Raw genomic sequence first — 25,828 nt, 5'->3', positions numbered from 1 at the left:
ACGCTTGTTATTTAAAAACATAATCAGTTTTTTCTCTTTCTATTTTCCAATCTATGAGTAATAAAATATATGAATCTACATTTAAGTCATTTTATTATCAAATATTCTGAATATTATAAGAATTGGAGTTTTATCTATGAGTGACAAAGAACAACTTGAGAAATTAGACAAATCCTTTCTGGGACAACCGAAAGGACTAGCAACACTGTTCTTCACAGAAATGTGGGAACGTTTCAGTTACTACGGCATGCGTGCTATTCTAATGTATTACATTTACGATACCGTAGCCAATGGCGGTTTAGGTCTCCCCAAAGCAACTGCCTTAGCCATCATGTCCATTTATGGATCAATGGTTTTCATGTCCAGTATCATTGGCGGTTGGGTCTCTGACCGTGTCTTAGGTTCAAGGAAAACTGTTTTTATTGGTGGTTTGTTAATCATTGCTGGACATATTGTTCTAGCTACCCCATTTGGTGTCCCCGCCTTATTCGTTTCTATTATGTTAATTGTATTTGGGACTGGGATGTTAAAACCAAACGTTTCAGGGATGGTTGGCCATCTTTATTCAAAAACTGACTTACGTAGAGATGCAGGCTTCTCCATTTTTTACATGGGGATTAATATCGGAGCCTTAATCGCTCCCCTTGTTGTCGGAACTTTAGGACAAGAATATAATTATCATTTAGGCTTTTCCGTTGCCGCAGTAGGGATGTTCTTCGGGCTACTACAATATTATTTCCAAGGACGTAAATCTCTTGCTGGGATTGGTCAAGCCCCAACTAATCCAATGTCTAAAGAAGAGCAAAAGAAATTTGCTAAAGCATTTATGTTGGCAATTGTCGTTGCTTTACTTATTTTTGGTGGCGCCTATGTCACAGGACATTTAACAATTGATTTCTTTATTAATACCATCAGCGTGTTAGGAATCCTGTTACCTGTTTATTATTTCAGCAAAATGTTAACGTCTAAAGATGTCACTGCTGAAGAAAAACCAAAAGTTCTGGCTTACTTGCCATTATTCTTAGCAGCAATTGTTTTCTGGTCATTGGAAGAACAAGGTTCGTCTATTCTTGCTCTATTTGCAAATGAACGGACGCAAACGAGTTTGTTTGGCTTCCCGATTGCCGCTAGCTGGTTCCAATCATTAAATCCTGTATTCGTAGTTATTTTGACCCCTATTTTTGTTACATTATGGACAAAACTAGGTAAACGTCAACCATCAACCGTTGTGAAGTTTTCACTAGGGCTAGTCTTTGCTGGTCTTTCCTTCGTCTTATTAATGTTGCCAGGTCTACTTTATGGTACCGAAGGACGGGTTAGTCCACTTTGGTTATTCTTTAGTTTCTTCATTATGATTGTCGGAGAAATGTGTTTATCTCCCGTTGGCTTATCGATTACTACAAAATTAGCACCGAAAGCTTTCGAAGCTCAAACCGTTGCTATTTGGTTATTAGCAGATGCCGCTTCACAAGCCATTAACGCTCAAATTGCTCGTTTCTATACACCTGGAACAGAGTCAGCATATTTTGGGATTGTCGGACTTGTAGCTGTCGTTGCTGGGATTCTCTTATTCATTGTGAAAAAACCAATCCAAAACTTAATGGGTGACGTCCGTTAAACCGTCAAAAAAGTTGCCTTTCTCTTTTTTGAAAGGCAACTTTTTTATACAGCGTTTTGATAACGTTTTCATCAAGTGGTATACTAAATAGAAGGAGGACGAGGACATGCGTTACTTAATTGGCGGTATTTTTTTATTGATTAGTATCTGGCAATTCATTGTTACTGGACGGACATTTTCCTACTTAAAGAAAGAGGGCGGCAAAAGAACCTCACCATTTATTCTGTTAGGACTATGGAGTAGTTTAGTGTTTGCTATTATTTCATTTGCTGTGGCGATTGCTTCTTTCTTTTATGTGAGTTTTTAAGGCAAGTATATTTTATATTTTGTCTTATTAAGCAACGAAAAACATCTCAAAAAATCGAGATGTTTTTTGTTGCACATTTTTATCTAAATGGAATGATATTGCGAAACTTTTTGATAGGCACTTGCTATTTTTTCAAATGGTGTTTCCTCAAAAATAGTGAACAGTCCGGGCTTATGTTTATTCAAAAATTGAATGGTTTCTTTAAGAGGTACCTGCCCTTCGCCAATGGCTACCGGAAATATCTGCTGATTTCTTATAATGAAATCTTTCAAATGAAAAGCAACGATTTTTTCACCAAAACACTCAAACGCTTCTTCTACTATTTCCAAATACGTTTTATCTATATCCACTCGAATTAAGTTGGTAGGATCCAAAATAATGCCTAAATTAGTTGAAGCAACCTCGTCAATCAATCGTTGCATTTTTTCAATTGTATGAATTGGATGATTGATTCCTGGTTCAATCCCAACAATTATCCCATACTTTTCAGCTTCTCGACATAATCTTCTAACAGAAAATAAAACTTCTTCGTAGGCTTCTTCTGTATAATTATCTTCAGTGTAATAAATCGTTTCATATATACTGCCTGTTTCAGTTGCAACGATTTTTGCCCCAAACATTGAAGCGTAACGAATGTATGTTTCAAATTGATGCAGTCGTTTTTCTCGCTCTTCTAAATCTGGATGAATCAGATTAATATAACAACTTAGGACACTAATCGTAATCTTTTCATCTTCGAAAATATTCTTCAATTGACTTCCTAGTCCTGGAGATAGAACAGCAGCACTTGCATATTCTGGATAAGAAATACCTAAGGCAAATTGAATTGAAGTTATGTTCGTTTCAGCAATTTTTTTAGCCAATTCCACAGGAGATATTTTGGTGCCAACATCATGGGCACGTACTGCAAGTGTCAACATTTTATTCAAGCCTCACTTTCTTGATAGATTCTTCGTAATGATCAAAATGAATGATCTGATTATTCTTATGTTGCACCAAAAATTCTTTTGGTGTCATATTAAACTCTTTTTTAAAGGACTTCAAAAAGTGTGGATATGATTTAAATCCACATTTCAGGTAAACATCACTAGCACTGCGATATTCTTTTAATAACTGTTTAGCGTAAAGTAGTTTCTTTTTCAGCACAAATTGATGGAAAGTAAATCCTGTATGTTTCTTAAATTCCCGCGTTACATAATACTTAGTCACAAAAAAATTTTTTTCCATCTGTTCTAAGGTTAATGGTTGATCCAAATTTTGAGAAATGTAGGTAATCATTGCTTCAATTCGTTCATTTTCAATCATTTGTTTTGGTTGGCTCTCATTCTCTTCTTTCAGAACTAATTGATTTAAGTAAATTAAAAAGTCTAACAGTTGTTGTTCATAACGAACATCCGCACCATATTCTTCTGGCAAAGGAGAATGATCTAACGGGGTCAAGTAGTTTGCTAATTTTGCTACATCCACTTTGATAACTTTACTACGACGCTGACCAAAATGTTGAAAACAAGCAGACAAGTTTGTCCGTTTACTAGATCGTTGTTGTAAAAAATCAGGTGTTAAAAAAATATACATCCGTTCAAAATCATCAGTACTCTGCTTAATAATTCGATGTAAATCATGATAATGAATGAGTAAAACGGTCCCTGCTTCAACATCAAATTGATGTCCATCTAAAAAGAACGTTGCTACCCCTTTTAACGTACAATGGACTTCATAAAAATCGTGGTAATGATAGATGGTTTTTTCTGGACTAACCATATCTTTTACATGAAAGATCTCATATTGATCTGAAATCATACTATTTACTTGTGATTTCCGGATTTCTTTTACACTCTTCAACAAGATTCACCTCTTTTTTTAGAAGTTAACTATTTTTTGAATAAACAGTTACAGCTAATGTTGGTACAATTTATTTCTTTCTGGAACAGCCGTTACCACAAAGGCTTTCTTTGTAAGTTCTAGAACAATCCCTTGAAATCAACTCTACTCAAGTAAGTTGTTTTGTGTACAATCATACGATTCACTATAACAAACTGTTCTATTTTAAATTATAGTTCAAAAACTTTTTTTAATTCAGCCGTCACCGGCGAGCAATCAGGATTTGTTTCCATAATATCTTCCATATAGTTCCACCATTTTTGATTGATTGGTGTCAGTGCTATTTGCTCCCAGCGAGCTTCATCTTCTATTTCTAAATAACCAAAAAGTGTACTGGTTTCAGGATTTAAAAAAATTTGATACTTAATTACCCCATGTTCTTTCAGCATTTGACGCATTTCTGGCCATAACTTCTCATGACGTCGTTGATATTCGGCATGTTGATCAGGATATACTTGCATACAAAAGGCTTTTTTTATCATAGCTTTCTCCGTTTTGATACTTTCTCTTCCAAATAGCCAACTTTCGGTGTCACACCAAACGCTTCTGCTAAGCGCCATAAATCTGCATCTGAAATTGTTTGGCGAACGCCTCCTTGCGCACAAACATAAGTGTACACTTCAGCGGCTTTTTCGGCAGTTTCAATTAAACCAAATACTTCATCCATATCACGGCCAGTACCATAAATACCATGTTGCGGCCATAAAACTAAACGAGATTCTTTCATTTTTTCAGCCGTTGCTACACCAATTTCATTCGTTCCAGGAACCAACCACGGAATAATACCAACACCGTCTGGAAATACTACTAAACATTCGGTACACATTTGCCATAATGTTCTAGTAAAGACTTTTTCATCTAATTCGTGAGTAAAACTCATTGCTAATAAATGACTCGCATGATTATGCATGACAATGCGATTTTCTGGATCAACAGCTAAACGAGCAATATGGCTCATAAAATGACTAGGTAATTCACTCGTTGGCACAGCTTCATCTTCTAAGCCCCACAATAGTTCTAATTCTTGACCATTTTCACTAACTCGTAAAATCCCTAAGTTTTCGCTTGGTGCATCACAGACATTTTTAAAATATTTTCCTGAGCCTGTCACGATAAAATATTTTCCTGCTAATTTCGTTGCATCAAATTTCATTGGAATCTTTCGGAGCACTTGTGTTGGATTTAGAAAAGGTAAAATCTCCTCCTCTTTTAATAAATACGAAATATTTCCGCCATTTCGTTCATCCCAACCTAAACGATATAAATTTTTGGTCGTTTTGACCATTTCTTCCACAAATGGTGCTTGTAACACGTTCATTTTTTTCATTTTAGAAGTTCCTCTCGTTTGTTAATTTTATGAAAAACGACAACTATCTTTACCTGTTGGCAATTGACGAGTTGGTAAAATCACTTTTTCGTATTCTTGAACATCCGTTAACCAATCTAAGCCGATAGGTACGTGATTTTCTTGACAGTAGTAGTTCCAGATATCGGCAAATGGAAAGTCTTTTAACTCTTCCGTTAAGGCTAAACGTGTGGTAAAATCTCCTATCAATTCAGCTTCTTTTAAAACGTTTGTTGGCTCAAGCATCGCTTTCATTAACGCTTTTTGTGTATTGCGGGTGCCAATCACCCAAGCGGCAACACGATTGATTGTGGCATCAAAGAAATCTAAGCCCACGTGTGTTTTTCCTAATAAATCATTGCGAACTAACTCCTTGGCAATTTCTTGCAATTCATCATCCATAATGACAACGTGGTCACTATCCCAGCGAACTGGACGACTGACATGTAATAGCATTCCTTCGCCAAATAAGGATAATGAAGATAACTTATTAGAAATCACTTCTGTTGGATGAAAATGACCAGCATCTAAACAAATTAATTTATTCCGCGTTAAACCGTAGCCCATATAAAATTCATGAGACCCAACTGTATAGGCTTCTGAACCAATCCCAAAGAGCTTGCTTTCCACCGCATCGACTGTATAAGCTGGATCAATTTCCTCTGAAAAAATTTCATCTAGCGAAGCCATTAGCCGCTTTCTCGGCGTTAAACGATCAACTGGGTTATCTTTAAAGCCATCTGGCACCCAAAAGTTATTGACAGCTACTTGTCCTAATTCTCTTCCAAAATATTCAGCAATTCTTCGTGAACGTTTCCCATGCTCAATCCAAAAGTCTCGAACTTGCGGATTCGGATGAGCTAAAGTAAAGCCATCGCGGTACATTGGATGCGAGAAAAAGGTTGGATTAAAGTCCAATCCTAAGCCATTTTCTTTTGCCCAAGTCACCCATGGTTCAAAATGCTTTGGTTCCAGTTCGTTTAAATCCACCCTTTCCTCTGTGTCTAAATAAATAGCATGCAAATTCAATTTGTGTTTTCCTGGAATTAAAGAAAACGCTTTTTCTAAATCTTGACGTAGTTGCTGGGGACTTCGAGCAACGCCTGGATAATTCCCTGTAACTGAAATACCGCCAGAAAGTTCATCCTCACTTAAGAAGCCTCTCACATCATCTCCTTGCCACACATGCATTGAAATTTTGACATCAGCCATTTTTTCCAATACAGCTTCGGTATCTACGCCAATACTGGCATATTTTTCTTTCGCTTCTTCATATTTTTGTGTAATGGTTGTCATAATGAGCTCCTTTTCATAAATGCTTGATAGCGATTTTTTATTGTTGAATCAATTGGATTTGCTTGATAGATTTCCGTGGGAAAAGATGTTTGGATACAAGTACGAGCTGCTGGAATATCTTTAAGTTCACCTGTTGCAATCATCTGCATCAAAAGATTACCTAAAGCAGTTGCTTCCCCAGGTCCCGCTTTCACTGTAACATTAGCAACATCAGCAGTTAGCTGGTTCAATAAACGATTATTGGAACCACCACCGACAACATGTAAAGTTGTAATTTTCCGTTCGATTCCTGTTAATTGAGCTAATTTTTCTAGTTCTACGCTGTAACACAATGCTAAATTATCATAAATACAACGAGCGAGTTCACCAGGGCTTTCAGGAACTGTTTGTTGTGTTTCACGGCAATAGGCTTGTAATTCAGTAATCATATTTCCCGGATTTAAAAAACGAGGATCATTTACATCAATAAATTGTTGAAATGCTGGTTCTTTTTCAGCTAAGGCGGCCAATTCAGCATATCTATATTGGTAGTTTTGGTGCCGTGCCACTTCTTGAATTAGCCACATACCCATAATATTTTTTAAGAAACGAATTGTGTTCTGGGCGCCCCATTCATTCGTGTAATTTTCTTGGAAAGCTTCAGCAGAAATTGTTGTAACAGTCGTTTCAATGCCTAATAAAGACCAAGTACCACTGCTAATGTACGCCCAGTCATCGCCAATGCCTGGCGTACCTAAAATTGCTGAAGCTGTATCATGACTAGCTATCGTAATCAACGTTGCATTTGGTAAATCATAGTCTGGAAAAGCCGCTGTTTGCAGGTCGCCTAAAATCGTGCCCGGCTCTACTAATGTTGGAAATAGTGTTTCATCAATTCCTAGGAAATCCAGTAATTCACTTTCCCATTGTTTCGTTCCAGCATTCAACAGTTGCGTGGTGGAAGCGTTGGTTGCTTCGATGACTGCTTTTCCAGTAAAGACATAACCTAAGTAATCAGGGATTAACAACAATTGGCTGGCTGCAGCCAAACGTTCCTTTTCCTCTACAAATAACTGAAAAATGGTATTAAAAGGCTGAACTTGAATCCCCGTTTGTTGGTACAATTTTTCTAATGAATAGCCTTTTGAAAAATTTGTTACAGCTGCTTCTGTCCGTCCATCTCGATAAGCAATCGGTTCGTCCAAAAGTTGTCCAGATTGATCCAGCAGACAATAGTCAACACCCCAAGTATCAATTCCAATAAAGCATTCCTTGATACCTAATTGTTTAACTTTTTGCAGACCAAGCAGTAACTCATGAACTAAACTAGCCATATCCCAACGCTGATACCCATCTTTTTGATGAAAACCATTTTTAAAACGATGAATTTCTTCTATTGTTATCTGACCATTCGCTAAGCGTTGACTTTTCATTATGCGACCGCTAGAAGCGCCAATATCAACCGCTAAATAGGTTCGTTTTTCAACTTGTTCTTTTTTCACTTTGTTGATAGTTGTCAATCCTTTCACTATTTTTATTTTTTGTACGTTAGACTAACTTTATGTATTCATCATAAACAAAAAATAGCGCTTTCACCTCTCACAATTTTGAGATATAATTGTACTATCTTGGTAATTAGGAGGTTCTTATGGATTATTGGGAAAAAGCCGACTACTCTTGGTCAGACGATTCTAAGCGACATATTTTGACACCTAGCAGCAAAAGTCGCACACTTTTTTATTACATACAGGAAATTGGACAGTTTAAAGCCTCGCGCCCTTATTATACGGAGCGGGCACATTTACCATCATACTTAATTAAATTCACGCTAAATGGTACTGGGGAATTACGCTATCGTTATCATACATACAGCTTACAGAGAGGTGATTTATTCTTTATTGACTGTCGGGATTATCAATACTATCAAGCAACCAGCGAAGATCCTTGGGAAATGGACTGGATTCATTTTGAAGGAGGAAATTCTGGTGCTTTTTTCCAAGAATTTATGAAAAATGGTTCACCAGTTTTCTCCACTAATCAGCTTCCAGAAGATAATCCTATTCATTTAATCATTCAGCAGCTATTACAATTACAAGATTTACAACATGCGCAAACTGATTACCAGTCTTCCGTTTTAATTCATCAATTACTGAACGAATTATTGTTGCAAAAGTATCGTCAAGACTTTACCTACGAAACGATTCCATCATTGGTTTTGGAAATGAAAGCTTACATTGATCAACATTTCAAAGAAACAATTTCTTTAGAAGACTTGGCTCAACTCTTTCATTTAAATAAATATCAATTGAACAAAGAGTTCTCCAAATACATTGGATTACCGCCAATTAAATATCAAATTAGTAAAAAAATTTCTTATTCAAAAGATTTACTACGCTATTCTAATCAAACAGTGAAAGAAATTGCTGTAGATGTTGGTTTAGAAAACTATGCCTACTTTAGTCGATTATTTAAAAAGCGAACTGGATTAACTCCTAGTCAATACCGTAAAAGTGGCTTCTAAAAAATCTCTCTATGACACATAACGTCATAGAGAGATTTTTTATTTCTATGCCTCCTAAACTCAATATTTTATAGTAAATTACCAAATCTAGTTGATTGAACAACTTATATTTCGCTCAATTGGGGTTGTTAGACAATTTGTATTGAATTAAGAAATTAGATTTGGTAACCACATGACAAGTTCAGGTACATATGTGATTAAAAGTAAAATTGCTAAGATTACCAGATAAAATGGAACTAGTGGTTTCAGCATTTGCTCAGCTTTAACACCCCCAACACTAGCACCAACATATAATCCTGTTCCAACAGGTGGTGTAATTGAACCAACACACAAGTTCATAATCGCAAATAAACCAAAATGAACTGGATCCACCCCAACATTCATAACAATTGGTAAAAAGATTGGCGTAAAAATCAAAATAGCTGGACCAACATCCATAAACATTCCCACAAACAATAGGACAACGTTTACTAATAATAGAATTAAGTATTTATTGTCTGTGATTCCTAAAATAGCTGTACTGATTGCTTCTGGTATCCCTGTAAAAGCCATCGCAAAAGACATCATTGAAGAAGTTGCCAACAAGAACATAATGGTTCCACTCATCAAGACAGCCTCTTTTAACATTTTAGGTAAATCGTTTATTTTCACTGTTTTGTAGTAAAACATTGAAATCAATAATGAGTATGCGACAGCAATTGCTGATGCTTCAATCGCTGTAAATAACCCCGTCAAAATACCACCAATAATAATGACAATTAACAATACACTGGGAACCGCTTCTCGCAGAACCTTGCTGACTTCTCCTTTTTTTGCTTTTGCCACAGTAGGATAATTATGACGTTTTGCAATAACATAGGCTACCACCATAATTCCTAACGCCCACAAAGAACCTACCAAATAACCTCCTAAAAATAAAGAAGAAATAGAGGCCCCGCCAGCCACCAATGAATACATAATAAACGCTGTACTTGGTGGAATAACCATTCCTGTAGGAGCAGAGGCAATATTTACAGCCGTTGCAAATTTCCGATCATAGCCCTCATTTACTTGTTGCGGAATTAGTACGCCACCAATAGCAGTAGATGCTGCAATTGCAGAGCTAGAAATCGAACCAAATAATGCGTTCCCTAACACATTAGTATGTGCTAGCGCGCCGGGAACACGACCAACAAATAACATAGAAAAATTTACCAACTTTTGGGCAATTCCCCCATTATTCATAATCACACCAGAAAAAATAAAAAACGGAATTGCTACGAGAGAGAAACTATTTAAACTAGAGACCATTTTTTGAGCTGAGGTAAATGCAGCTGCTTCAAAAGGAATTACTAATAACAATGTTGCAATTGAAGATGCCGCAATGCTCATACCAATTGGCATACCAACTACCAATAAGACTGCAAAAACTACAAATAAGATAATGCCTGCTTCTAAAGCCATATTTTTACTCCTATTCTTTTTCTTCTATAAACGCATTAAGAATCTTTTGATTGCGTGAATAACTCTAGCAAATTCATCAAACTATAAATAAACATCAAAACACCTGCTACTGGAACGGCTAAATAGACATAACCCATAGGAATTGCCAAAGATGGTGAAATTTGTCCTAACGTAATTACTACACCATTCCAACCGCCAAATATCATAATCACTCCTGCAAAAAGTAGGAACAACAATTGAACAATAAATTCTAAAAAGCGTTTTTGTTTCCCTTGTAATTTTTCACTTAACAAAGTTACTGCTAAATGTCCCTTTTTTCCAACCACATAAGCAGAAGCTAACATCGCCAGCCAGACCAATGCAAAGCGAACAAATTCTTCTGTTAAGGTACTAGGATTTTTTAACACTGTCCGGGCAAACACTTGGTACAAAACGACCAAAACCATTGCAGCAAGAATGATTGATCCAAGTATTTCTAAAAGTCGATTTAAAAATTTTCTAAAACCTTTCATAATTACCTCCTTAATTAGTCCGCCAACTGGCGAATAGCCTGATACAGTTCGCCATGTTCTGAGCTATTTTTGAATGATTCATGCAACGGTTGAACAAGTTTTTGGAATGGTTCACTGTCTACTTGATTGAACACAACACCATATTCTGCTTGTGCTTTTTTCTTTTCTTCTTCAACCGCTTCTTTAAAGACCGTTTTTTCAAAAGCGGTCGATTCTTTTGCTGCTTCTTCAATCGCTTGTTCTTGTTTCGCTGTCAAACGTTCTTTTGTCCCCTCGTTCATAATCACAATATCTGGCACTCGAGTATGCTCATCATAAGAATAATACTTAGCCACACCGCCATGGCCAGCTGTATATAAAACGAACTCATTATTCTCTGCACCGTTGATTAGATTAGATTGTAGAGAAGTATATACTTCCGAACTACCCATAGGTACTGGCGAACCCCCTAAAAGTTCTACCATTTTGATGGCGGTTTCACTTTGCATGACCCGAATTTTTTTACCTTTCAAATCATCTGGAGATGTAACAGGCCCTTTGCTCATATAAAAACTTCGTTGACCAGAGTCATAATAAGTTAAACCAACAAATCCTAATTTTTTTGTAGAATCATACACTGGTTGCATTAGCGCTTGATTATCCATTACTTTAAAAAAATGTTTTTCATTATCAAAAATATACGGAATGGCAAATACAGAATAATCTTTAGAAAAACTTTCTAAGGCTGATCCACTGACCTTTGCAAAATCAATTGCACCTGTTTGTGTTAATTCAATTAGTTCTGTTTCTCCTCCTAATTGACCATCTGGAAAGTATTCAATTTGAACTTTACCATCTGTTTTTTCCTCTACCAATTCCCCGAATTTCTTCATAGAATCGATAACTGGTTGGCTGTTACTAGCATACGCATAGCGCAAGACTACCGTATCATTTGCCGAAGCTTCTGTTTTGCCGCAACCACTTAGCAACGGTAATCCTGCCAATACCATAACTGCTGTAAATAAAACCTTTCTTTTTTTCATGAACTTTTCTCCTTACTTTTCTAGCAATAAGAAACAAGCAATTCAGTCAAACATAGGATTGTTAATGATTGACCATAAGGCATCGCTGTCATTCCAATTGTGCGATAAAAATCTAAATTATCACCCATTCCTGTACCAACTGACACATGTTGTACTTCTCCCGTTTCATCAATCTCATTTAGTAAGCCAGCAATTGCTTTGTTTGCCACTTCTTCATATTCAGAAGAAATATATTTTTTATGAACCGCTTTTAAAATCCCATAAGCAAATCCCGCTGTAGCAGAAGATTCTAAATACGAATTTGAATCATTAATTAATGTATGCCATAAACCAGATTCATCTTGGTATTTCGCTAAAGCTGCCACTTGCGCATTGAGGGTACTTAATAAAAATTCCCGTAAACTATCTCCTTTTGGCAACTCTAAGATTTCAATAATTTCTGGAATAGCAATCGTAATCCAGCAGTTCCCTCTTGCCCACAGTGCTTCCGCATAGTTATGATTTCCCTCAAAAGTCCAACCGTGATACCATAGACCACTTTTTTTATCTTGTAAATATTTAATATGGATTAAAAATTGATGCTTTGCTTCTTCCAAATAATCGAGTCGATTCAACAACTTACCAATTTTTGCCAAAGGTAAGACAGTCATCATTAACGTATCATCCCATAATTGATTTTTATTTTCTGGTCCATATGTCGCATGTTGCAAGCCCCCTTCATTCGTTCGGGGCATTTCTTCCATCACCCATTCCGCCCATTGCTCTAAGTAAGGTATATATTTAGAGTCTTTAGTGTCTTCATATAGATAAGCCATTGTTAAAAGCGGAGCCATCGTATTCACATTCTTAGGCGGCGCGCCTTCTTGCATCCGACCTTCAAACCAGTCGTTAACTACTTGTAAAGCTTTTTCACTTTTAGTATTTCGATAATTCTTATATATACCATACAACCCAACGCCTTGCGGCCAGTTCCAAATCGTCCAACTTTTGTCATCAACTTTTAAACCATCAAAATCTAACAGAAATTCACCTGTGTTATCTTTAATCGTTGTTAAATTTCTAATTAATAAGTCAATCGTTGTTTCTACTGTATCTTTTGGTATGAATTGTTCCTGTTTAATAATCATCGGCAATCAAAACTCCTTTTCCATCCCACCAGCGCAAATGAAACGCTTTCATTTTTTTGTAATTTTAGTTTAGCAAGGAATGTTAGCAAATTATATAGTTAATCTTGACGAATTACTGTCAAAAATTGACTTTTTTTAAAAATTAGATACGGTTTTTACCAATTCAATCAATGAGTAAATAACAAAAAACGGACATCCTTTTTAGGTATGTCCGCTTTTTGTTACTTATTTATGGTTGTTTTCCAATATAAGCTAAAATTCCACCATCGACATATAAGATATGTCCGTTAACAAAGTCAGAAGCGTTAGATGCTAAGAAAACTGCTGGGCCAGCTAAGTCTGCTGGTGTGCCCCAACGATTAGCAGGTGTTCGTCCCAAGATGAATTCGTTAAATGGATGCCCTGGTTCTCTTAATGGCGCCGTCTGTGGCGTTTCAATGTAGCCAGGTCCAATCCCATTACATTGAATATTATATTGTCCATATTCAGAAGCAATATTTTTCGTTAACATTTTTAGTCCGCCTTTTGCTGCCGCGTACGCACTAACTGTTTCACGACCTAGTTCACTCATCATTGAACAGATATTGATAATTTTGCCATGACCCTTTTCAATCATATCTGGAATAACCGCTTTTGCCATAATAAATGGCGCATTCAAGTCAACATCAATCACTTGACGGAACTCTTCTGCTGACATATCCACCATTGGAATTCGTTTAATAATTCCCGCATTATTGACTAAAATATCAATAGAGCCGACTTCTTCTTTAATCTGAGCGACCATCGCTTGAACTTGCTCTTCATCAGTGACATCACACACATAACCACGCGCTTCAATCCCTGCGGCCCGATAATTTTCCAAGCCTTGTTCAACTGATTCAGGAGATAAGTTATTAAAAACAATTGTTGCTCCTGCTTCAGCTAGGGATTTCGCAATCTCAAAGCCAATCCCATAAACAGCACCTGTAATTAACGCTACTTTTCCATCTAATTGAAAATCATTCATTTTAAATTCCATGTTTTCTCCTCTTTCTTTGGTTTATTTTAATTGATCCATTGCAACCATATCCATGTCTGTGTACGTAATATTTTCTCCGCACATGGCCCAAATAAAGGAATAATTACTTGTACCAACCCCAGAATGAATTGACCAGCTTGGTGAAATAGCTGCTTGTTCATTACTCATTACTAAATGTTTCGTTTCGTCTGGTTTACCCATCATGTGGAAAATCCGCGTATCTTCTTCCATATCAAAATAAACATACGCTTCCATACGACGTTCATGTGTATGACAAGGCATTGTATTCCAAGCGCTACCTGGTTCTAAAATGGTGTAGCCCATTTGTAACTGGCAACTTTCACAAACGTTCGGATGAATGTATTGGTAAATTTTACGTTGGTTCAATGTTAATGGATCACCCGTTTCCATTGGGGTAATTTCATCAATACTAATTTTTACGTTGGGATATTTATGATGTGCTGGCACACAACTAATGTAAAATTTCGCTGGATTATCAGGGTTTTCTGAAGAAAAACGAACATGTTTTGTTTCTTTCCCAATATAATAGCCATCTTGTTTTTTCATTGTTTCTTTGGCGCCATCAATTTCAATAAAGCCTGGTCCCCCAATATTAATAACTCCTAGTTCACGACGTTCTAAGAAATAATCAACTCCTAATTCTTTGTCCAAAATAATTTCTAATTCTTCTGTGGTCGGTGTCACACCACCAAAAATCATCCGATCATTATGTGTGTAGGTTAAGCTGATTGCACCTGGAATAAAAACTTTCTCTACTAAAAATTCATCTCTCAATTGTTCTGTTGAATAGTGACGGATATCCGCCGGACTATGTGTATAACGTGTTTCCATATTTTGCATAACTAAAATCTCCTATCTATTTATTTTTCCTGAGCCCGTTGCCAAAAAAGCAAGGACTTCTTTTTGACTAAATTGATTACAATCACCATGGACAGTATGTTTTAACGCACTAGCCGCTGTCGCAAAATCAATGCAGGTTTGTGGATCATAGGCAGCTAATATGCCATGTAAAACCCCACCAGCAAACGCATCACCGGCACCGACACGGTCAACAATCGGTTGTAATCGATGACATTTGGACGTATAATACGCACCTTTGTACCATAGCGTTCCGATTAATTCATTATCTGTCGCTGAGTGTACTTGACGTTTGGTTGAATAAAATACTTGAATGTTGGGATAACGTTCTTGCATTTTTCGGTAGTACCACGTTAATGCGTCTTCAAGTTCTTCCTCTGGTTCTGGAATCTCCAGTAAATAACGAGCATCTAATACCCCAGCTGAACAAATATCAACAAATGGAAGAATGGCCTTCAATGCCACGCTCGCTTCTTTCTGGGACCAAAGTTTCCCTCGATAATTAATGTCAAAACTTACTTGGCACCCTGCTTGCTTCGCTGCTTTAACTAACGCAACCGTCATACTTTGCCAATTTTTTGATAACGCCGCTGTAATCCCTGAAATATGAAAGATCTCTACTCCTGAAAACAGCTCATGTAAGTCCCATTCCATTTCTTCGATTTGAGCAAAGCTTGAATAGGCGCGATCATAGACAACACTGGCTGCTCGTTCTCCTGTACCAGTTTCCAAGTAATACGTTCCTAGACGTGTTCCGCCAGTTCGTACAAATTCCGTTGAAACCCCATAACGACTTAAATGCTTTTTGGCGGCTTCTCCTAATGAATTATCGGGCACTTTACTAGCAAAAGTCACTTGGTGGCCATAGTTCGCTAACGAAATCGCTACATTCGCTTCACCACCGCCGTAATGTACAGCGAAATTTTCTGTTTGTGCTACGCGTATTCCGACAGGCGTTGACAAACGCAACATGATTTCTCCCAATGTTACGACTTTCCCCATGTGCCTACACCCCTTTGATTGCTTGGAATTTTTCCATATAGGCTTGGGCAACCTCACGAACTTTTTCAAAATCCCCAGTTGCTGCTGGCGCTAACAGATTGCCACCAACACCGACGGCCGTCACACCTGCAGCAAACCACTCGGCCATATTTTCCAAACTGACACCACCCGTTGGCATAATATTTAACTGAGGCAATGGCGCTTTAAATGCCGAAATAACACTCGGTCCATAAACACTTCCCGGAAATAGTTTAATAATATCTGCTCCGCTTTTCAGTGCTTCTTTCATTTCTGTGATGGTCATACAGCCTGGCAAGTAAGGAACTTGATATAAATTGCAAATTTTAGCGGTTTCTTCATCGAAGCTTGGACTCACAATATATTCAGCCCCTGCTACAATAGCTAAACGAGCAGTCGTAGCATCCAAAACTGTCCCCGCACCAATGACTACGTCAGGATTCTCTTGGTATAACGCAACTAATTCCTGAATCACTTCTGTTGCTTGAGGAACAGTAAAGGTTAACTCAATCCCCCGCATACCGCCTGCTACAATGGCTTGACTAGCTTTTAGCGCTTCTTCTTTTGTCTTTCCGCGAACCACAGCAATCACGCCAGCATTTTCTAATTTTTGTAAAATTGATACTCGCTTCAACAGACTCCCTCATTTCTTATTTAGAAATATATATTTATTATAAAGAAATTCACAACTTCATTATACAGATAAAAAAAGAAAATGCAAACGTTTTTACAAAAATAAAAAAAGAAAGACAAACAAAAATCCCAATCGACTTTTGTTTGTCTTTCTTTTTCTACTATAATTTCGCTTCAATCGCTGCTTTTGTTGCCAAAAGGGCTTGATTAATCGTCGTTTTATTTTCCTCTGTCAAACGATATTTCGGCATGCTTACACTAAAAGCACCCGCAATTTCGCCATCTTTCATTAAAGATACTCCGCTACAGAAAATATCTTGTTCAATTTCTTCATCATCGTAAGCAACCCCCGTTTGTTGCACTTGTTTTAATTCTTTTTTCAAACGCAAGGGATTGGTAATCGTATTTTCAGTATAGGGAATTAATGTCTGCGTGTCTAAATATTGTTGCACTTGTTCTTCCGAAAATTCTGCTAAAACGGCTTTACCCATGGCCGAATTATACAAAGGTCGAGTAATTCCCACTTTCGAGGACATGCGAATCGTTTGATTTTTCGGTTCTAATTTATTGATATACAGAATTTCATTATTATTTAAAATCCCTAAATGAATGGTTTCATCGACCGTATTTTGAAGGTTTTCTAAATAAGGTACCGCAATTTCAGCTAAATCGATTTGCTCCACACTTTGATTCGCATAGCGAATCAATTTTGTTCCTAAGCGGTACGTCTTGTTCGTGTCTTTTTGAACATAGCCAATTAATGTTAAGGTTTCTAAAATTTTGATTGCCGTTGATGCCGTCATTTCGGTATTCTTTGCAATTTCCTGTAAGGTTTGATCGGGTTGTAAACTTAGACAGTCCATGATTTTAGCCGCTTTTAACAAGACTGTTCCGTAAGGTTTTGTTTCTTTCATCGAAACCCTCCTTTTCCATATAAGAAATTATATAGAAAAATAAAGAAATTGCAAGAAAAAAAGAACTCGAAGATTCATTCAGTAACGTTTTACTTTCACTTCCGGTCTTTCTCCCAGTCCTATTTCATTCTTATTTTCTTTTCTTTAACTCATCAGAAACATCTGCATCCTTAGGAATTAAAAGATACTCACTGACTTCTGTGGTTTCATTAAATACGACATATAATTTTTGTTCTTCATCGAAATCGCCCAAATCAATCGCTACGTAATTGGGACAAACTTCTGAGATACCATGAAACATTTGACTAAAGATTTTTTTCGTCATCCCCACATTACGATGCTGCTCTTCTGCTTTTTCCACCGCACTTTGTAACGTATATCCTTCATCTAAAAAACGCTTGATCCAATGCACTTTGACGACTGTATGTAACCGATATTTCCGTGGACCGTTTGCGTCTTTCGCAATGGAAGAAATATACCCTTTTTCTTCCCAATAACGAAGTTGACGTGGCGAAACTTCAGCAATTTCACTTAGTTCACTAATTCCTATCAACAAATTTTCTTCATTTAACAAACGCTGAATCATTTTTGACCACATTAGTTTAACTTCCTTTCCCTTATCCTTTCCTTAATTGTAGTTTTTTTTACACCTTTGTCAAGTAAGTTGACAAAGATTCTAATTAGTTGTAAAGTAGTTAATGCAATTTAATTTGAAACTTACAGAAAAAGGAGCGATATATGTGACTTCACAACAACCTGTGGATATTCACGGAAAACCTTATAACCGGTCGTTACTAGTCGGTGTTTTACTAATCGGAACATTTTGTACGATTTTAAACCAAACGCTTTTAACGACGGCCTTACCTACATTAATGAAAGAATTTGATATCTCAGCTTCAAGTGTACAGTGGCTAACCACTGGATTCCTACTTGTGAACGGCATTATGATTCCCATCAGTGCTTGGTTGATTAACAAATTCAGTTCAAAAAAATTATACATAACAGCGATGTCAACGTTCTTAATCGGAACCATCATCTGTTTTGTAGCGCAAGACTTCGGCATGTTATTGACTGGACGTCTTGTTCAAGCCGCAGGGGTCGGTGTATCTATGCCTCTTTTACAAACAATTATGCTTTCAATTTTCCCGCCTGAAAAACGTGGCGCTGCCATGGGCACAACGGGAATTGTTATCGGATTAGCACCCGCTTTAGGTCCAACATTATCTGGTTGGATTATTGATTCTTATACATGGCGTGACCTTTTTGGGATGGTCATTCCAATTGTCGTTTTAGTCCTAATTTTAGCTTCATTTTTAATGAAAAATGTCATTCAATTATCTAATCCAAGTATCGATGTCTTATCGGTCATTCTTTCTACTCTCGGCTTTGGTAGCTTACTTTACGGTTTCTCAAGCGTTGGTGATAAAGGTTGGGGTAGCCCGCAAGTCTATGGATTCTTAATTGTTGGTGCGATTGTTTTATGTCTTTTTACATATCGACAATTGCATTTAGAACAACCTTTCTTAGAACTACGCGTTTTTAAATCAAAAGTCTTTACTGTTGCGGCCATTTTATCTGGCGTAACCAACATGGCAATGATTGGCGCCGAAATGGTTTTACCTTTGTATATCCAAAATATTCGTGGCGAATCTGCCTTCCATTCAGGGTTAATGCTTTTACCAGGAGCGTTAGTCATGGGACTTATGATGCCAGTAACTGGTCGCATTTTTGATAAAATTGGTGCCCGTCGTCTTGCGATTACTGGGATGTTTATTTTAACAGCTGCAACGTTACCGTTTGCTTTCTTAACAAAAGCAACACCTATTATTTATATCATTGTCCTATATGCGATTCGGATGTTTGGTATTTCGATGGTCATGATGCCTGTGACAACTTCTGGCATGAATGCTTTACCAATGAATTTATTAAGTCACGGGACTGCTGTAAACAACACCTTCCGACAAGTAGCCAGCTCAATTGGAACAGCTGTTTTGATTAGTGTTTTAACAAATGTTACCAAAGACGGCTTACCTGCATCGGACTTATTAAAAACAGCCCCACTCACTTATCGCGACCAAGCAACAAACGCAACACTAAACGGTTATCACGCAGCCTTCTTCGTGGCAACAATCTTTGGCGTTCTCGGCTTGGCGATTACTTTCTTCTTAAATAAAAAAGAAGCGATGCCTGTTAAGGAAGTAGGTGCAATGAAATAATGATTATTTTCCTTTTAATCCTTTGCGTGTTAGGCTTTGCCTATACGAATGTATTTGGCCGAAAAGTTTGGCATAAATGCTGTATGGTTATTTTTGGTTTAGGGTTCTTAGCTTCGTTAAGTCTTATCGTTTTAAACGATAAAGATCATTTTGGTATGACCGAAGTTACTCAGGACAAAACGTTTGAACTAAAAAGCAGTAGTTCAAGCAAAGATGGCCCCAACATGTTATTGTACCAGCCGTTGGGCGATGGTTCCGAAAAAGTTTATTTATATAACACACCAGATAAAAAGAAACTACAAAAAACAGGAACGGAAAACGTCACAAACACGGTTCAAAAAGATGCTCAAAAAGCCACATTAGTCCAAAAAACGACGAAATGGTCCTATCAAGAGTCTTGGGCCAAAACACTATTTGGCCTTGCTGACAACGATAACCAATTTGCAAAACAAGAAAACACCTTCAACGTTGCTAGTGACTGGCTAGTTTTAAGTGCTGATCAAGCCAAAAAATTAGGCGAATATATGGAACAACATGCCGCTGATATCAAAAAAGAAGGGACTGAAACAGTTGGCAAAAAAATGATGGCTGCTATGATGGCGAATCCATCAATGTCCCAAGAAGAACAAGCGAAACTCACCGAACAATATACCAAAGAGTTTCAACAAGAATTGATTCAGAAAATTCTTAGTGACATGAAATAAAAAAGCGAGCTTGATAGGATCATCAAACAAGATGTGACTACCAAGCTCTTCTTTTTAATTATAAATCGCTTTAATCGGATCCATCCTCGAGGCACCAATGGCTGGAATAATTCCGAAAAAGATACCTGTGAAGACCGAAACCAATGTTGAAATGGCAAAGATGGACGGCGTAATAATTGGCGTAATCGAAATATACCCACCGACCACAGTTGCCAATAAGTAGCCGCAGCCGACACCAATCAAACCACCAATCAATGTGATAAACGCTGCTTCCATTAAAAATTGGAATAAAATGACTCGTGGTTTAGCACCAATGGCCCGACGAATCCCGATTTCTCGTTTCCGTTCCGTGACAGACACATACATGATGTTCATGACGCCAATTCCCCCGACTAATAGGGAGATTGCAGTAATTGCCATCAGAAACATTGTCATACCCGTGACCATTTCTTCCATTTGTTGTTGGAGTTGTTGGTCTTGGTCGTTTTCTTTAAACGTTCCTTTCACTTCAGGATGATTTTCACTTAAAATGGTGATTGCCTGTCCTAAAATTGCTTCACGGTCCGCTCCCTCACGAACCTTAATATTGATGCCACTAATTGCTTTTGTTTTCGCTAATTTATTATATGATTCTCGAGAAACAAAACTGCTCATAGCAGTTGCCCAATCATCATTCATACCCAAACTATCTAAATCTTTTGGTGCTAAAATACCAATCACCTTGTACATATAACCACCAATTGAAACAGCTTTTCCAATGAGTTGGCTAGGATCATCAAGCCGAATTTGCGCTTCAAAGATATCATGATTTAAGACAATCGCATCTGTATTTGCATCGCTCGGTTGAAAATCACGACCATATAAAATATCATTCTGCCCTTTAGTCGACGTAATGGATAAATTCGCTTGCGCCCCAAAATAATCCATTGGTACAAACAAATTGTCTCCGCCCCCCATCATTGATTCACCATATTGAGGATAAATACTTTCAATTCCTTGAATGTCTTGTAATTTTTTCAAGTCCACTCGGCTAAACGTATAATCTGGCTCTTCATAGGACATAAAATTGTCACTGCTACCATCCGACATTGTATAATGAATCTTCAAAACATCCGCGTTCACTGCACTGGATGCCTTCACAACTTGACGTTTCATCCCTTCACCTAGAGCAGAAATCGTTACGACTGATGTAATCCCAATAATAATCCCGACCATCGTTAAAAATACCCGCAACTTATGCGCCTTTAAGCTTAAAAAAGTACTAACAAATAAATTAGCAATCATCTAATCACCTCTTCTTCCAAAAAGCGACCATCTTTCATATGAATCACTCGTGAGGCATATTTTTTCATATCTTCATCATGTGTCACCATGACAATTGTTTTGCCCTGTTCATTCAATTCTTTCAATAATTCCATAATTTCTGTACCCGTTTCACTATCCAATGCCCCAGTCGGTTCATCAGCCATAATCAATAATGGATCATTCACCAAGGAACGAGCAATGGCTACTCTTTGTTGCTGTCCTCCAGAAAGTTCAGTAACTTTTGATTTGGCTTTTGTTTCCAAACCGACAATTTTTAGGTATTTTTCAGCAATCGCTTTTTTCTCAGCGCGGCTTTTTTTCCCTTCATAAACACAGGGCAATTGAACATTTTGACTAACATTTAAGGAATTAATCAAGAAAAATTGTTGAAAAATAAACCCTAGATATTCATTGCGAAAGGCTGATTTTTTATTTTCAGACAATTTTGAAACATCTGTTCCTGAGAAATGATAACTTCCGTCTGTTAAGCGATCCAAGAAACCAATAATGTTCATCAGCGTTGTCTTACCGCTGCCGGACTTCCCCATGATTAAAATGAACTCTCCTTGATGGATGGTCAAGTTCAATTCTTTTAAAACATGTAGTTTTTCCTTACCTACCGGATAGAACTTGTTAATGTCCCGCAATTCAATGAGGGGTTGATTTGTATTGTTTGCTTCCACCATCAAGCCCTCCTATTTCGACGCATCTGTCATTGATTCGTTGGTTGCTGATTCATCAGAAGCAATCGCTGCATCTGATTCCACAATATCACCGACTTTTACTGGTTTTTTTGAAGAAATAACCACTCGGTCGGCTGATTCTAAGCCAGATTCAATCGCCATTTTGTCGCCATTTTCTTGCCCGACTTGGACATCACGACGAATGATGGTTCCAAAATCATTCACTAAAACGTAGGCCTGTTCACCCTCTTTTTGAATCGCTTTTTTCGGTAACTCAATCGCCCCTAAATCGCCTAAATCAATGGTTGCTTGCATATGGTAGCCATTTTTGACTTTGTCTAAATTGGCCAACGCAATTTTGACGCTATAACTAGACATCGTCGTGCCGCCCTCTGGATTGCCACTCGCAGCATCGCTGTTGCCTTCAGGAGGATTATCATCGATATAAGAAATTGAGCCATCCACAACCACATTGTTGGAAACAGAAGTTAGTTTAGCTTTTTGCCCAACACTAATTTTAGTCAAGTCCTTTTCATTCACTTTTCCAGCTAAATAAAGATCTTCTGAAGTTAACCGTAAAATCGGTGAATTGGCATCTTTTACTTCTGGAATTGATACGCGACCTTTGAAATTAGCCTTTGTGGAAATATATTGCTTCGCTCCTAAATCCGCTAAGGTTTCATTGGTAAAGGTAATCTCTTCATCTACCGCATCGACTTCTGTTTGATATTGTTCATTTAAATCATCACCAGACATCGTGCGGTCTTCTTCTTTAGTTTTATTAAATTTATCAATGGCCCGATTCCACTTATTATAGATATTCGCCCGCTTCGTTTCTAATTTGGCTAAGCTATTTTGTTGTGCCTCAATTTCTTTTGTGACCGCCTCATCTTCATAAGTAAATAATTCTGTGCCTGCATCTACGACATCGCCGTTTTTCACCTTAATCTCTGGATCCTTTGTTATTTTTTGATCACGCGCAAAGGCTTCCATTTGTTCCGGTTGGATGACACCGTTAATATAAATTTGTTGCAAGTCGGGAACGTCAAAATAGTCAATTCCCCAGTCATCTTTAGGCGCTTGCTTGACAGCTACTTGTTGTGCATTTTTATTTAACGCATTCACAGTTACGATGCCCCCAACCGCAATTACCGCAACTGCCCCCAATATAATTATCGTTTTCTTCTTCATTTTCTTCGTTTCATCTCCTCATTCTGTCTATTTTCCCCAACAAACTAAATTGCTCGGTCGTTCACTTATAACTATTTAACCATGCTTGAATCCAATAAACAAGGGCATTTCTCTAGGCCTTTAGTCTGATTTATTTCATTTTTGTTCATTTTTTTATTTATTTCACGACAATAAATAACCATTGTTGGGTCTTTGTATTTAAACAATCTAAAAAGGTTATTTTTATGTTATTTATAACTAAACTATGCGCAATCGAGATTTTTTGCTTCTTTTTTTATTTAAGGTACACTAGAAGAAACAATTGAAAGTGAGGGCTTGCCATGAAAGTCATTATTTTTGGCGGTAGCGGTTTTTTAGGTCAACAAATCGCGAAAATTTTAGTCCAACGCCAACATCAAGTCATCAGTGTTTCACGTCATGGAAAGCCTGCCACGCTCTCCGCATCTTGGAGCCACCAAGTGCAGTGGGTATGCTCCGATGTTACTCGTGACACGAATTGGCAAGAACAAGTCCAGCGTGCTGACTGGGTCATTGATACAGTAGGTATTTTATTTGAAAATCCACGAAAAAAGAAAACCTATCAACGGCTAATTCTGACGCCAGTGAAAAAAATCAGCTCTTTTTTAGCACAACAAAAAAAGCCAGCTAAGTTTTTATTTATTTCAGCCAATACTGTTCCTTTCCCTTTGAGAAAATATATGGATGCCAAATTAGCAGCGGAGGAACTAATCCACCAAGAAGTCGCCGAAGCAGTGATTTTTTATCCTAGTTTACTTGTAGGTCAAGAACGTACCGGCACCATACTTTTTAGTAAATGTATTTATTTTTTTAAGAAAATCCCCTTTTTAAAGAACTTATTTATTGGCTATGATCCCGTGCCTGTGGCAGAAATGGCACAAGAAATTGTTCACGTTTTAGAAGGCGGCAATTCTATTTACACACACAGAAGGACCCGTTAACAAGTTATCTCCCAATCGTCTCTGTCTAGAGGCGGTTTTTTTGTGTTACAATACAACTGTTCGAAGGAGAGAAGAAGCATGAAAAAAATTGCCATTATTGGCGGCGGCATTATCGGAATGACGTTAGCTAATTATTTAGATCCACAAAAATTTGACATTACCGTTTATGATGAAGGGCTCGGCCAAGCGACTAAAGCGAGCGCCGGGATTATTTCCCCTTGGCTATCCAAACGTCGGAATAAGAAATGGTACCAATTAGCGCGAGAGGGCGCTGCCCTATTTCCAAAGCTAGTCAAAGATTTTCAGCTGACGGAGGATATTTATCGTCAATCAGGGACAGTCATTTTGCGCCCGGCAGCCGCTTTGGCAGACTTAGCCCATTTGGCAGAAGAGCGTAAGCAAACTGCACCTGAAATTGGAGAAATCACGATGTTGTCAGCGGTTCAAACAGCGAAGTTCTTACCGCTACTTAAGGAAACTCCCTCACTTTTTATTTCTGGCGGCGGTCGCCTAGATGGACCAGCTTATCTAAACCATCTTCAGAAACGCGCCGAAGCTAAAGGGGTCACTTTTTGTTCACAACGGGCGCACTTTCGTCAACTGAATCAAGGGTGGGAAATTGTCACAAATTCAGAAAAAAAGAGCGTTGATTTTCTCGCTTTAACACCTGGTCCTCATTTAAAGGAATTACTCGCTACTTTAAATTTATCTGTGGACATTCGTCCCCAAAAAGGACAATTGTTAGTTTTCGAGACCCCTTTTACAAATAGTCAGCAATGGCCTGTTGCTATGTTAGATGGCGAAGCCGATTTAATTCCTTTTAATCAAGGAAAAATTTTATTAGGTGCCACCCACGAAAATGATCAAGCCTGGGATTTAAAAAAGACTGCTAGCGCTTTTCAACAACTAACTTCTGGGACTGCGCCATTTCTAAAAGAAGCAGAGCAGCTTTTTAAGCAACCCATGCATTACCGCGTTGGTACACGTGCTTATACATCTGATTTCGCTCCGTTTTTTGGTCCTTTGCCAGAGCTGCCCCACCTTGTGGTTGCTAGCGGACTTGGTTCATCAGGACTCACTACTGGCCCATTCATTGGTTACCAATTAGCTGAATACTTCAATACAGGTGCCTTCAAAGGAGAGCTTTATCAAAAACCACTTAGTCAATATGTAAAAAACAACCCCTCACTTTAATCAGTGAGCGGTTGTTTTTTTCTTTAATTAAGAAATGTGAAGTATCTTGGTAGAAGGATTT

General features: G+C 37.7%; 26 protein-coding genes. 7 read left to right on the top strand and 19 right to left on the bottom strand.

Going from position 1 to position 25,828, the window contains the following annotated elements; all coding sequences use genetic code 11:
- Positions 1 to 136 precede the first annotated feature (136 nt).
- Together IGJ46_RS01720 and IGJ46_RS01715 are read left to right on the top strand one after the other, a co-directional pair.
- Positions 137 to 1,618 (top strand): peptide MFS transporter, encoded by a 1,482-nt coding sequence (locus IGJ46_RS01720; protein WP_002355315.1) that lies wholly within the window; start codon positions 137 to 139, stop codon positions 1,616 to 1,618.
- Between the two features lie 106 nt (positions 1,619 to 1,724).
- The gene (locus IGJ46_RS01715) at positions 1,725 to 1,925 is read left to right on the top strand and encodes a hypothetical protein (RefSeq protein ID WP_002355314.1); all 201 of its coding nucleotides are present in this window, start codon (positions 1,725 to 1,727) and stop codon (positions 1,923 to 1,925) included.
- Between the two features lie 83 nt (positions 1,926 to 2,008).
- On the opposite strand, the gene IGJ46_RS01710 is transcribed toward IGJ46_RS01715, so the two are convergent.
- The 6 genes from IGJ46_RS01710 to rhaB all read right to left on the bottom strand — a co-directional run bounded on the left by IGJ46_RS01710 (position 2,009) and on the right by rhaB (position 7,955).
- On the bottom strand, positions 2,009 to 2,845 hold the full coding sequence (locus IGJ46_RS01710; protein WP_002355313.1) for a sugar phosphate isomerase/epimerase family protein: 837 nt from the start codon (positions 2,843 to 2,845) through the stop codon (positions 2,009 to 2,011).
- A gap of 1 nt (position 2,846) precedes the next feature.
- Complete coding sequence (locus IGJ46_RS01705; RefSeq protein ID WP_002358417.1) at positions 2,847 to 3,725, bottom strand: AraC family transcriptional regulator; 879 nt, start codon at positions 3,723 to 3,725, stop codon at positions 2,847 to 2,849.
- 251 nt (positions 3,726 to 3,976) lie between these two features.
- Positions 3,977 to 4,288 carry an L-rhamnose mutarotase gene (gene rhaM / locus IGJ46_RS01700; protein WP_002361185.1) on the bottom strand — a complete coding sequence of 104 codons (312 nt, stop codon included), beginning with the start codon at positions 4,286 to 4,288 and terminating at the stop codon, positions 3,977 to 3,979.
- On the bottom strand, positions 4,285 to 5,133 hold the full coding sequence (gene rhaD / locus IGJ46_RS01695; RefSeq protein ID WP_002363003.1) for a rhamnulose-1-phosphate aldolase: 849 nt from the start codon (positions 5,131 to 5,133) through the stop codon (positions 4,285 to 4,287). Before rhaD ends, rhaM begins: the two co-directional genes overlap by 4 nt.
- 27 nt (positions 5,134 to 5,160) lie before the next feature.
- A complete protein-coding gene (gene rhaA, locus IGJ46_RS01690; RefSeq protein WP_002370212.1) occupies positions 5,161 to 6,447 on the bottom strand; it encodes an L-rhamnose isomerase in 1,287 nt (428 codons plus the stop codon).
- A complete protein-coding gene (gene rhaB / locus IGJ46_RS01685) occupies positions 6,444 to 7,955 on the bottom strand; it encodes a rhamnulokinase (protein WP_050590274.1) in 1,512 nt (503 codons plus the stop codon). Before rhaB ends, rhaA begins: the two co-directional genes overlap by 4 nt.
- Before the next feature lie 119 nt (positions 7,956 to 8,074).
- Between rhaB and IGJ46_RS01680 the strand changes: the two genes are divergently transcribed.
- Positions 8,075 to 8,947: a helix-turn-helix domain-containing protein gene (locus IGJ46_RS01680; RefSeq protein WP_002355307.1), complete on the top strand. Its 873-nt coding sequence runs from the start codon at positions 8,075 to 8,077 to the stop codon at positions 8,945 to 8,947.
- A gap of 147 nt (positions 8,948 to 9,094) precedes the next feature.
- Here IGJ46_RS01680 and IGJ46_RS01675 read toward each other — a convergent pair whose 3' ends face one another.
- From IGJ46_RS01675 to IGJ46_RS01630, 10 genes are all read right to left on the bottom strand, one after another.
- Positions 9,095 to 10,390 carry a TRAP transporter large permease gene (locus IGJ46_RS01675; RefSeq protein ID WP_002355306.1) on the bottom strand — a complete coding sequence of 432 codons (1,296 nt, stop codon included), beginning with the start codon at positions 10,388 to 10,390 and terminating at the stop codon, positions 9,095 to 9,097.
- A 35-nt stretch (positions 10,391 to 10,425) separates the two neighbouring features.
- Positions 10,426 to 10,902 (bottom strand): TRAP transporter small permease, encoded by a 477-nt coding sequence (locus IGJ46_RS01670; protein ID WP_002355305.1) that lies wholly within the window; start codon positions 10,900 to 10,902, stop codon positions 10,426 to 10,428.
- A 14-nt stretch (positions 10,903 to 10,916) separates the two neighbouring features.
- Complete coding sequence (locus IGJ46_RS01665; protein ID WP_016626090.1) at positions 10,917 to 11,924, bottom strand: TRAP transporter substrate-binding protein; 1,008 nt, start codon at positions 11,922 to 11,924, stop codon at positions 10,917 to 10,919.
- A gap of 20 nt (positions 11,925 to 11,944) precedes the next feature.
- On the bottom strand, positions 11,945 to 13,051 hold the full coding sequence (locus IGJ46_RS01660; protein WP_002385348.1) for a glycoside hydrolase family 88/105 protein: 1,107 nt from the start codon (positions 13,049 to 13,051) through the stop codon (positions 11,945 to 11,947).
- Between the two features lie 229 nt (positions 13,052 to 13,280).
- Positions 13,281 to 14,069 carry a gluconate 5-dehydrogenase gene (locus tag IGJ46_RS01655; RefSeq protein ID WP_002362994.1) on the bottom strand — a complete coding sequence of 263 codons (789 nt, stop codon included), beginning with the start codon at positions 14,067 to 14,069 and terminating at the stop codon, positions 13,281 to 13,283.
- Positions 14,070 to 14,090: 21 nt separating this feature from the next.
- Complete coding sequence (gene kduI / locus IGJ46_RS01650) at positions 14,091 to 14,930, bottom strand: 5-dehydro-4-deoxy-D-glucuronate isomerase (protein WP_002355301.1); 840 nt, start codon at positions 14,928 to 14,930, stop codon at positions 14,091 to 14,093.
- A 12-nt stretch (positions 14,931 to 14,942) separates the two neighbouring features.
- Positions 14,943 to 15,950 carry a sugar kinase gene (locus IGJ46_RS01645; protein WP_002385349.1) on the bottom strand — a complete coding sequence of 336 codons (1,008 nt, stop codon included), beginning with the start codon at positions 15,948 to 15,950 and terminating at the stop codon, positions 14,943 to 14,945.
- Positions 15,951 to 15,954: 4 nt separating this feature from the next.
- Complete coding sequence (locus IGJ46_RS01640; protein ID WP_002367887.1) at positions 15,955 to 16,602, bottom strand: bifunctional 4-hydroxy-2-oxoglutarate aldolase/2-dehydro-3-deoxy-phosphogluconate aldolase; 648 nt, start codon at positions 16,600 to 16,602, stop codon at positions 15,955 to 15,957.
- A 160-nt stretch (positions 16,603 to 16,762) separates the two neighbouring features.
- Positions 16,763 to 17,515: an IclR family transcriptional regulator gene (locus IGJ46_RS01635; RefSeq protein WP_002355294.1), complete on the bottom strand. Its 753-nt coding sequence runs from the start codon at positions 17,513 to 17,515 to the stop codon at positions 16,763 to 16,765.
- A 130-nt stretch (positions 17,516 to 17,645) separates the two neighbouring features.
- A complete protein-coding gene (locus IGJ46_RS01630; protein WP_002383688.1) occupies positions 17,646 to 18,113 on the bottom strand; it encodes a MerR family transcriptional regulator in 468 nt (155 codons plus the stop codon).
- Positions 18,114 to 18,213: 100 nt separating this feature from the next.
- Between IGJ46_RS01630 and IGJ46_RS01625 the strand changes: the two genes are divergently transcribed.
- Together IGJ46_RS01625 and IGJ46_RS01620 are read left to right on the top strand one after the other, a co-directional pair.
- A complete protein-coding gene (locus tag IGJ46_RS01625) occupies positions 18,214 to 19,731 on the top strand; it encodes an MDR family MFS transporter (protein ID WP_002385351.1) in 1,518 nt (505 codons plus the stop codon).
- The gene (locus IGJ46_RS01620) at positions 19,731 to 20,435 is read left to right on the top strand and encodes a DUF4811 domain-containing protein (protein ID WP_002364955.1); all 705 of its coding nucleotides are present in this window, start codon (positions 19,731 to 19,733) and stop codon (positions 20,433 to 20,435) included. Before IGJ46_RS01625 ends, IGJ46_RS01620 begins: the two co-directional genes overlap by 1 nt.
- A 54-nt stretch (positions 20,436 to 20,489) precedes the next feature.
- Here IGJ46_RS01620 and IGJ46_RS01615 read toward each other — a convergent pair whose 3' ends face one another.
- Genes IGJ46_RS01615 through IGJ46_RS01605 form a run of 3 tightly spaced genes read right to left on the bottom strand, consistent with a single transcriptional unit; the run spans position 20,490 to position 23,614 of the window.
- Entirely contained in the window at positions 20,490 to 21,719 is a 1,230-nt protein-coding gene (locus IGJ46_RS01615; protein WP_002355288.1) for an ABC transporter permease, read from the bottom strand.
- The gene (locus IGJ46_RS01610) at positions 21,716 to 22,426 is read right to left on the bottom strand and encodes an ABC transporter ATP-binding protein (RefSeq protein ID WP_002383683.1); all 711 of its coding nucleotides are present in this window, start codon (positions 22,424 to 22,426) and stop codon (positions 21,716 to 21,718) included. Before IGJ46_RS01610 ends, IGJ46_RS01615 begins: the two co-directional genes overlap by 4 nt.
- Positions 22,427 to 22,435: 9 nt before the next feature.
- Positions 22,436 to 23,614: an efflux RND transporter periplasmic adaptor subunit gene (locus IGJ46_RS01605; RefSeq protein ID WP_002355284.1), complete on the bottom strand. Its 1,179-nt coding sequence runs from the start codon at positions 23,612 to 23,614 to the stop codon at positions 22,436 to 22,438.
- A 320-nt stretch (positions 23,615 to 23,934) separates the two neighbouring features.
- Here IGJ46_RS01605 and IGJ46_RS01600 point away from each other — a divergent pair, with 320 nt between their 5' ends.
- Both IGJ46_RS01600 and IGJ46_RS01595 read left to right on the top strand, forming a co-directional pair.
- Entirely contained in the window at positions 23,935 to 24,573 is a 639-nt protein-coding gene (locus IGJ46_RS01600) for an NAD(P)H-binding protein (protein WP_002358396.1), read from the top strand.
- A 78-nt stretch (positions 24,574 to 24,651) separates the two neighbouring features.
- Complete coding sequence (locus IGJ46_RS01595) at positions 24,652 to 25,767, top strand: NAD(P)/FAD-dependent oxidoreductase (RefSeq protein WP_174083960.1); 1,116 nt, start codon at positions 24,652 to 24,654, stop codon at positions 25,765 to 25,767.
- The last annotated feature ends 61 nt before the right edge of the window (positions 25,768 to 25,828 follow it).

The organism is Enterococcus sp. AZ120 (genome assembly GCF_050546165.1).
Classification (GTDB): Bacteria; Bacillota; Bacilli; order Lactobacillales; family Enterococcaceae; genus Enterococcus; species Enterococcus faecalis.
Note: the sequence above shows the minus strand (reverse complement) of the source record. Positions and strands in the feature narration are given on the sequence as shown.

Bases quoted from the DNA above. Each gene is read 5' to 3' on its own strand.
- IGJ46_RS01720 (WP_002355315.1), top strand. From the start codon at position 137: ATGAGTGACAAAGAACAACTTGAGAAATTAGACAAATCCTTTCTGGGA.
- IGJ46_RS01715 (WP_002355314.1), top strand. From the start codon at position 1,725: ATGCGTTACTTAATTGGCGGTATTTTTTTATTGATTAGTATCTGGCAA.
- IGJ46_RS01710 (WP_002355313.1), bottom strand. From the start codon at position 2,845: ATGTTGACACTTGCAGTACGTGCCCATGATGTTGGCACCAAAATATCT.
- IGJ46_RS01705 (WP_002358417.1), bottom strand. From the start codon at position 3,725: ATGATTTCAGATCAATATGAGATCTTTCATGTAAAAGATATGGTTAGT.
- rhaM (WP_002361185.1), bottom strand. From the start codon at position 4,288: ATGATAAAAAAAGCCTTTTGTATGCAAGTATATCCTGATCAACATGCC.
- rhaD (WP_002363003.1), bottom strand. From the start codon at position 5,133: ATGAAAAAAATGAACGTGTTACAAGCACCATTTGTGGAAGAAATGGTC.
- rhaA (WP_002370212.1), bottom strand. From the start codon at position 6,447: ATGACAACCATTACACAAAAATATGAAGAAGCGAAAGAAAAATATGCC.
- IGJ46_RS01680 (WP_002355307.1), top strand. From the start codon at position 8,075: ATGGATTATTGGGAAAAAGCCGACTACTCTTGGTCAGACGATTCTAAG.
- IGJ46_RS01675 (WP_002355306.1), bottom strand. From the start codon at position 10,390: ATGGCTTTAGAAGCAGGCATTATCTTATTTGTAGTTTTTGCAGTCTTA.
- IGJ46_RS01670 (WP_002355305.1), bottom strand. From the start codon at position 10,902: ATGAAAGGTTTTAGAAAATTTTTAAATCGACTTTTAGAAATACTTGGA.
- IGJ46_RS01665 (WP_016626090.1), bottom strand. From the start codon at position 11,924: ATGAAAAAAAGAAAGGTTTTATTTACAGCAGTTATGGTATTGGCAGGA.
- IGJ46_RS01660 (WP_002385348.1), bottom strand. From the start codon at position 13,051: ATGATTATTAAACAGGAACAATTCATACCAAAAGATACAGTAGAAACA.
- IGJ46_RS01655 (WP_002362994.1), bottom strand. From the start codon at position 14,069: ATGGAATTTAAAATGAATGATTTTCAATTAGATGGAAAAGTAGCGTTA.
- kduI (WP_002355301.1), bottom strand. From the start codon at position 14,930: ATGCAAAATATGGAAACACGTTATACACATAGTCCGGCGGATATCCGT.
- IGJ46_RS01645 (WP_002385349.1), bottom strand. From the start codon at position 15,950: ATGGGGAAAGTCGTAACATTGGGAGAAATCATGTTGCGTTTGTCAACG.
- IGJ46_RS01635 (WP_002355294.1), bottom strand. From the start codon at position 17,515: ATGAAAGAAACAAAACCTTACGGAACAGTCTTGTTAAAAGCGGCTAAA.
- IGJ46_RS01630 (WP_002383688.1), bottom strand. From the start codon at position 18,113: ATGTGGTCAAAAATGATTCAGCGTTTGTTAAATGAAGAAAATTTGTTG.
- IGJ46_RS01625 (WP_002385351.1), top strand. From the start codon at position 18,214: ATGCAATTTAATTTGAAACTTACAGAAAAAGGAGCGATATATGTGACT.
- IGJ46_RS01620 (WP_002364955.1), top strand. From the start codon at position 19,731: ATGATTATTTTCCTTTTAATCCTTTGCGTGTTAGGCTTTGCCTATACG.
- IGJ46_RS01615 (WP_002355288.1), bottom strand. From the start codon at position 21,719: ATGATTGCTAATTTATTTGTTAGTACTTTTTTAAGCTTAAAGGCGCAT.
- IGJ46_RS01610 (WP_002383683.1), bottom strand. From the start codon at position 22,426: ATGGTGGAAGCAAACAATACAAATCAACCCCTCATTGAATTGCGGGAC.
- IGJ46_RS01605 (WP_002355284.1), bottom strand. From the start codon at position 23,614: ATGAAGAAGAAAACGATAATTATATTGGGGGCAGTTGCGGTAATTGCG.
- IGJ46_RS01600 (WP_002358396.1), top strand. From the start codon at position 23,935: ATGAAAGTCATTATTTTTGGCGGTAGCGGTTTTTTAGGTCAACAAATC.
- IGJ46_RS01595 (WP_174083960.1), top strand. From the start codon at position 24,652: ATGAAAAAAATTGCCATTATTGGCGGCGGCATTATCGGAATGACGTTA.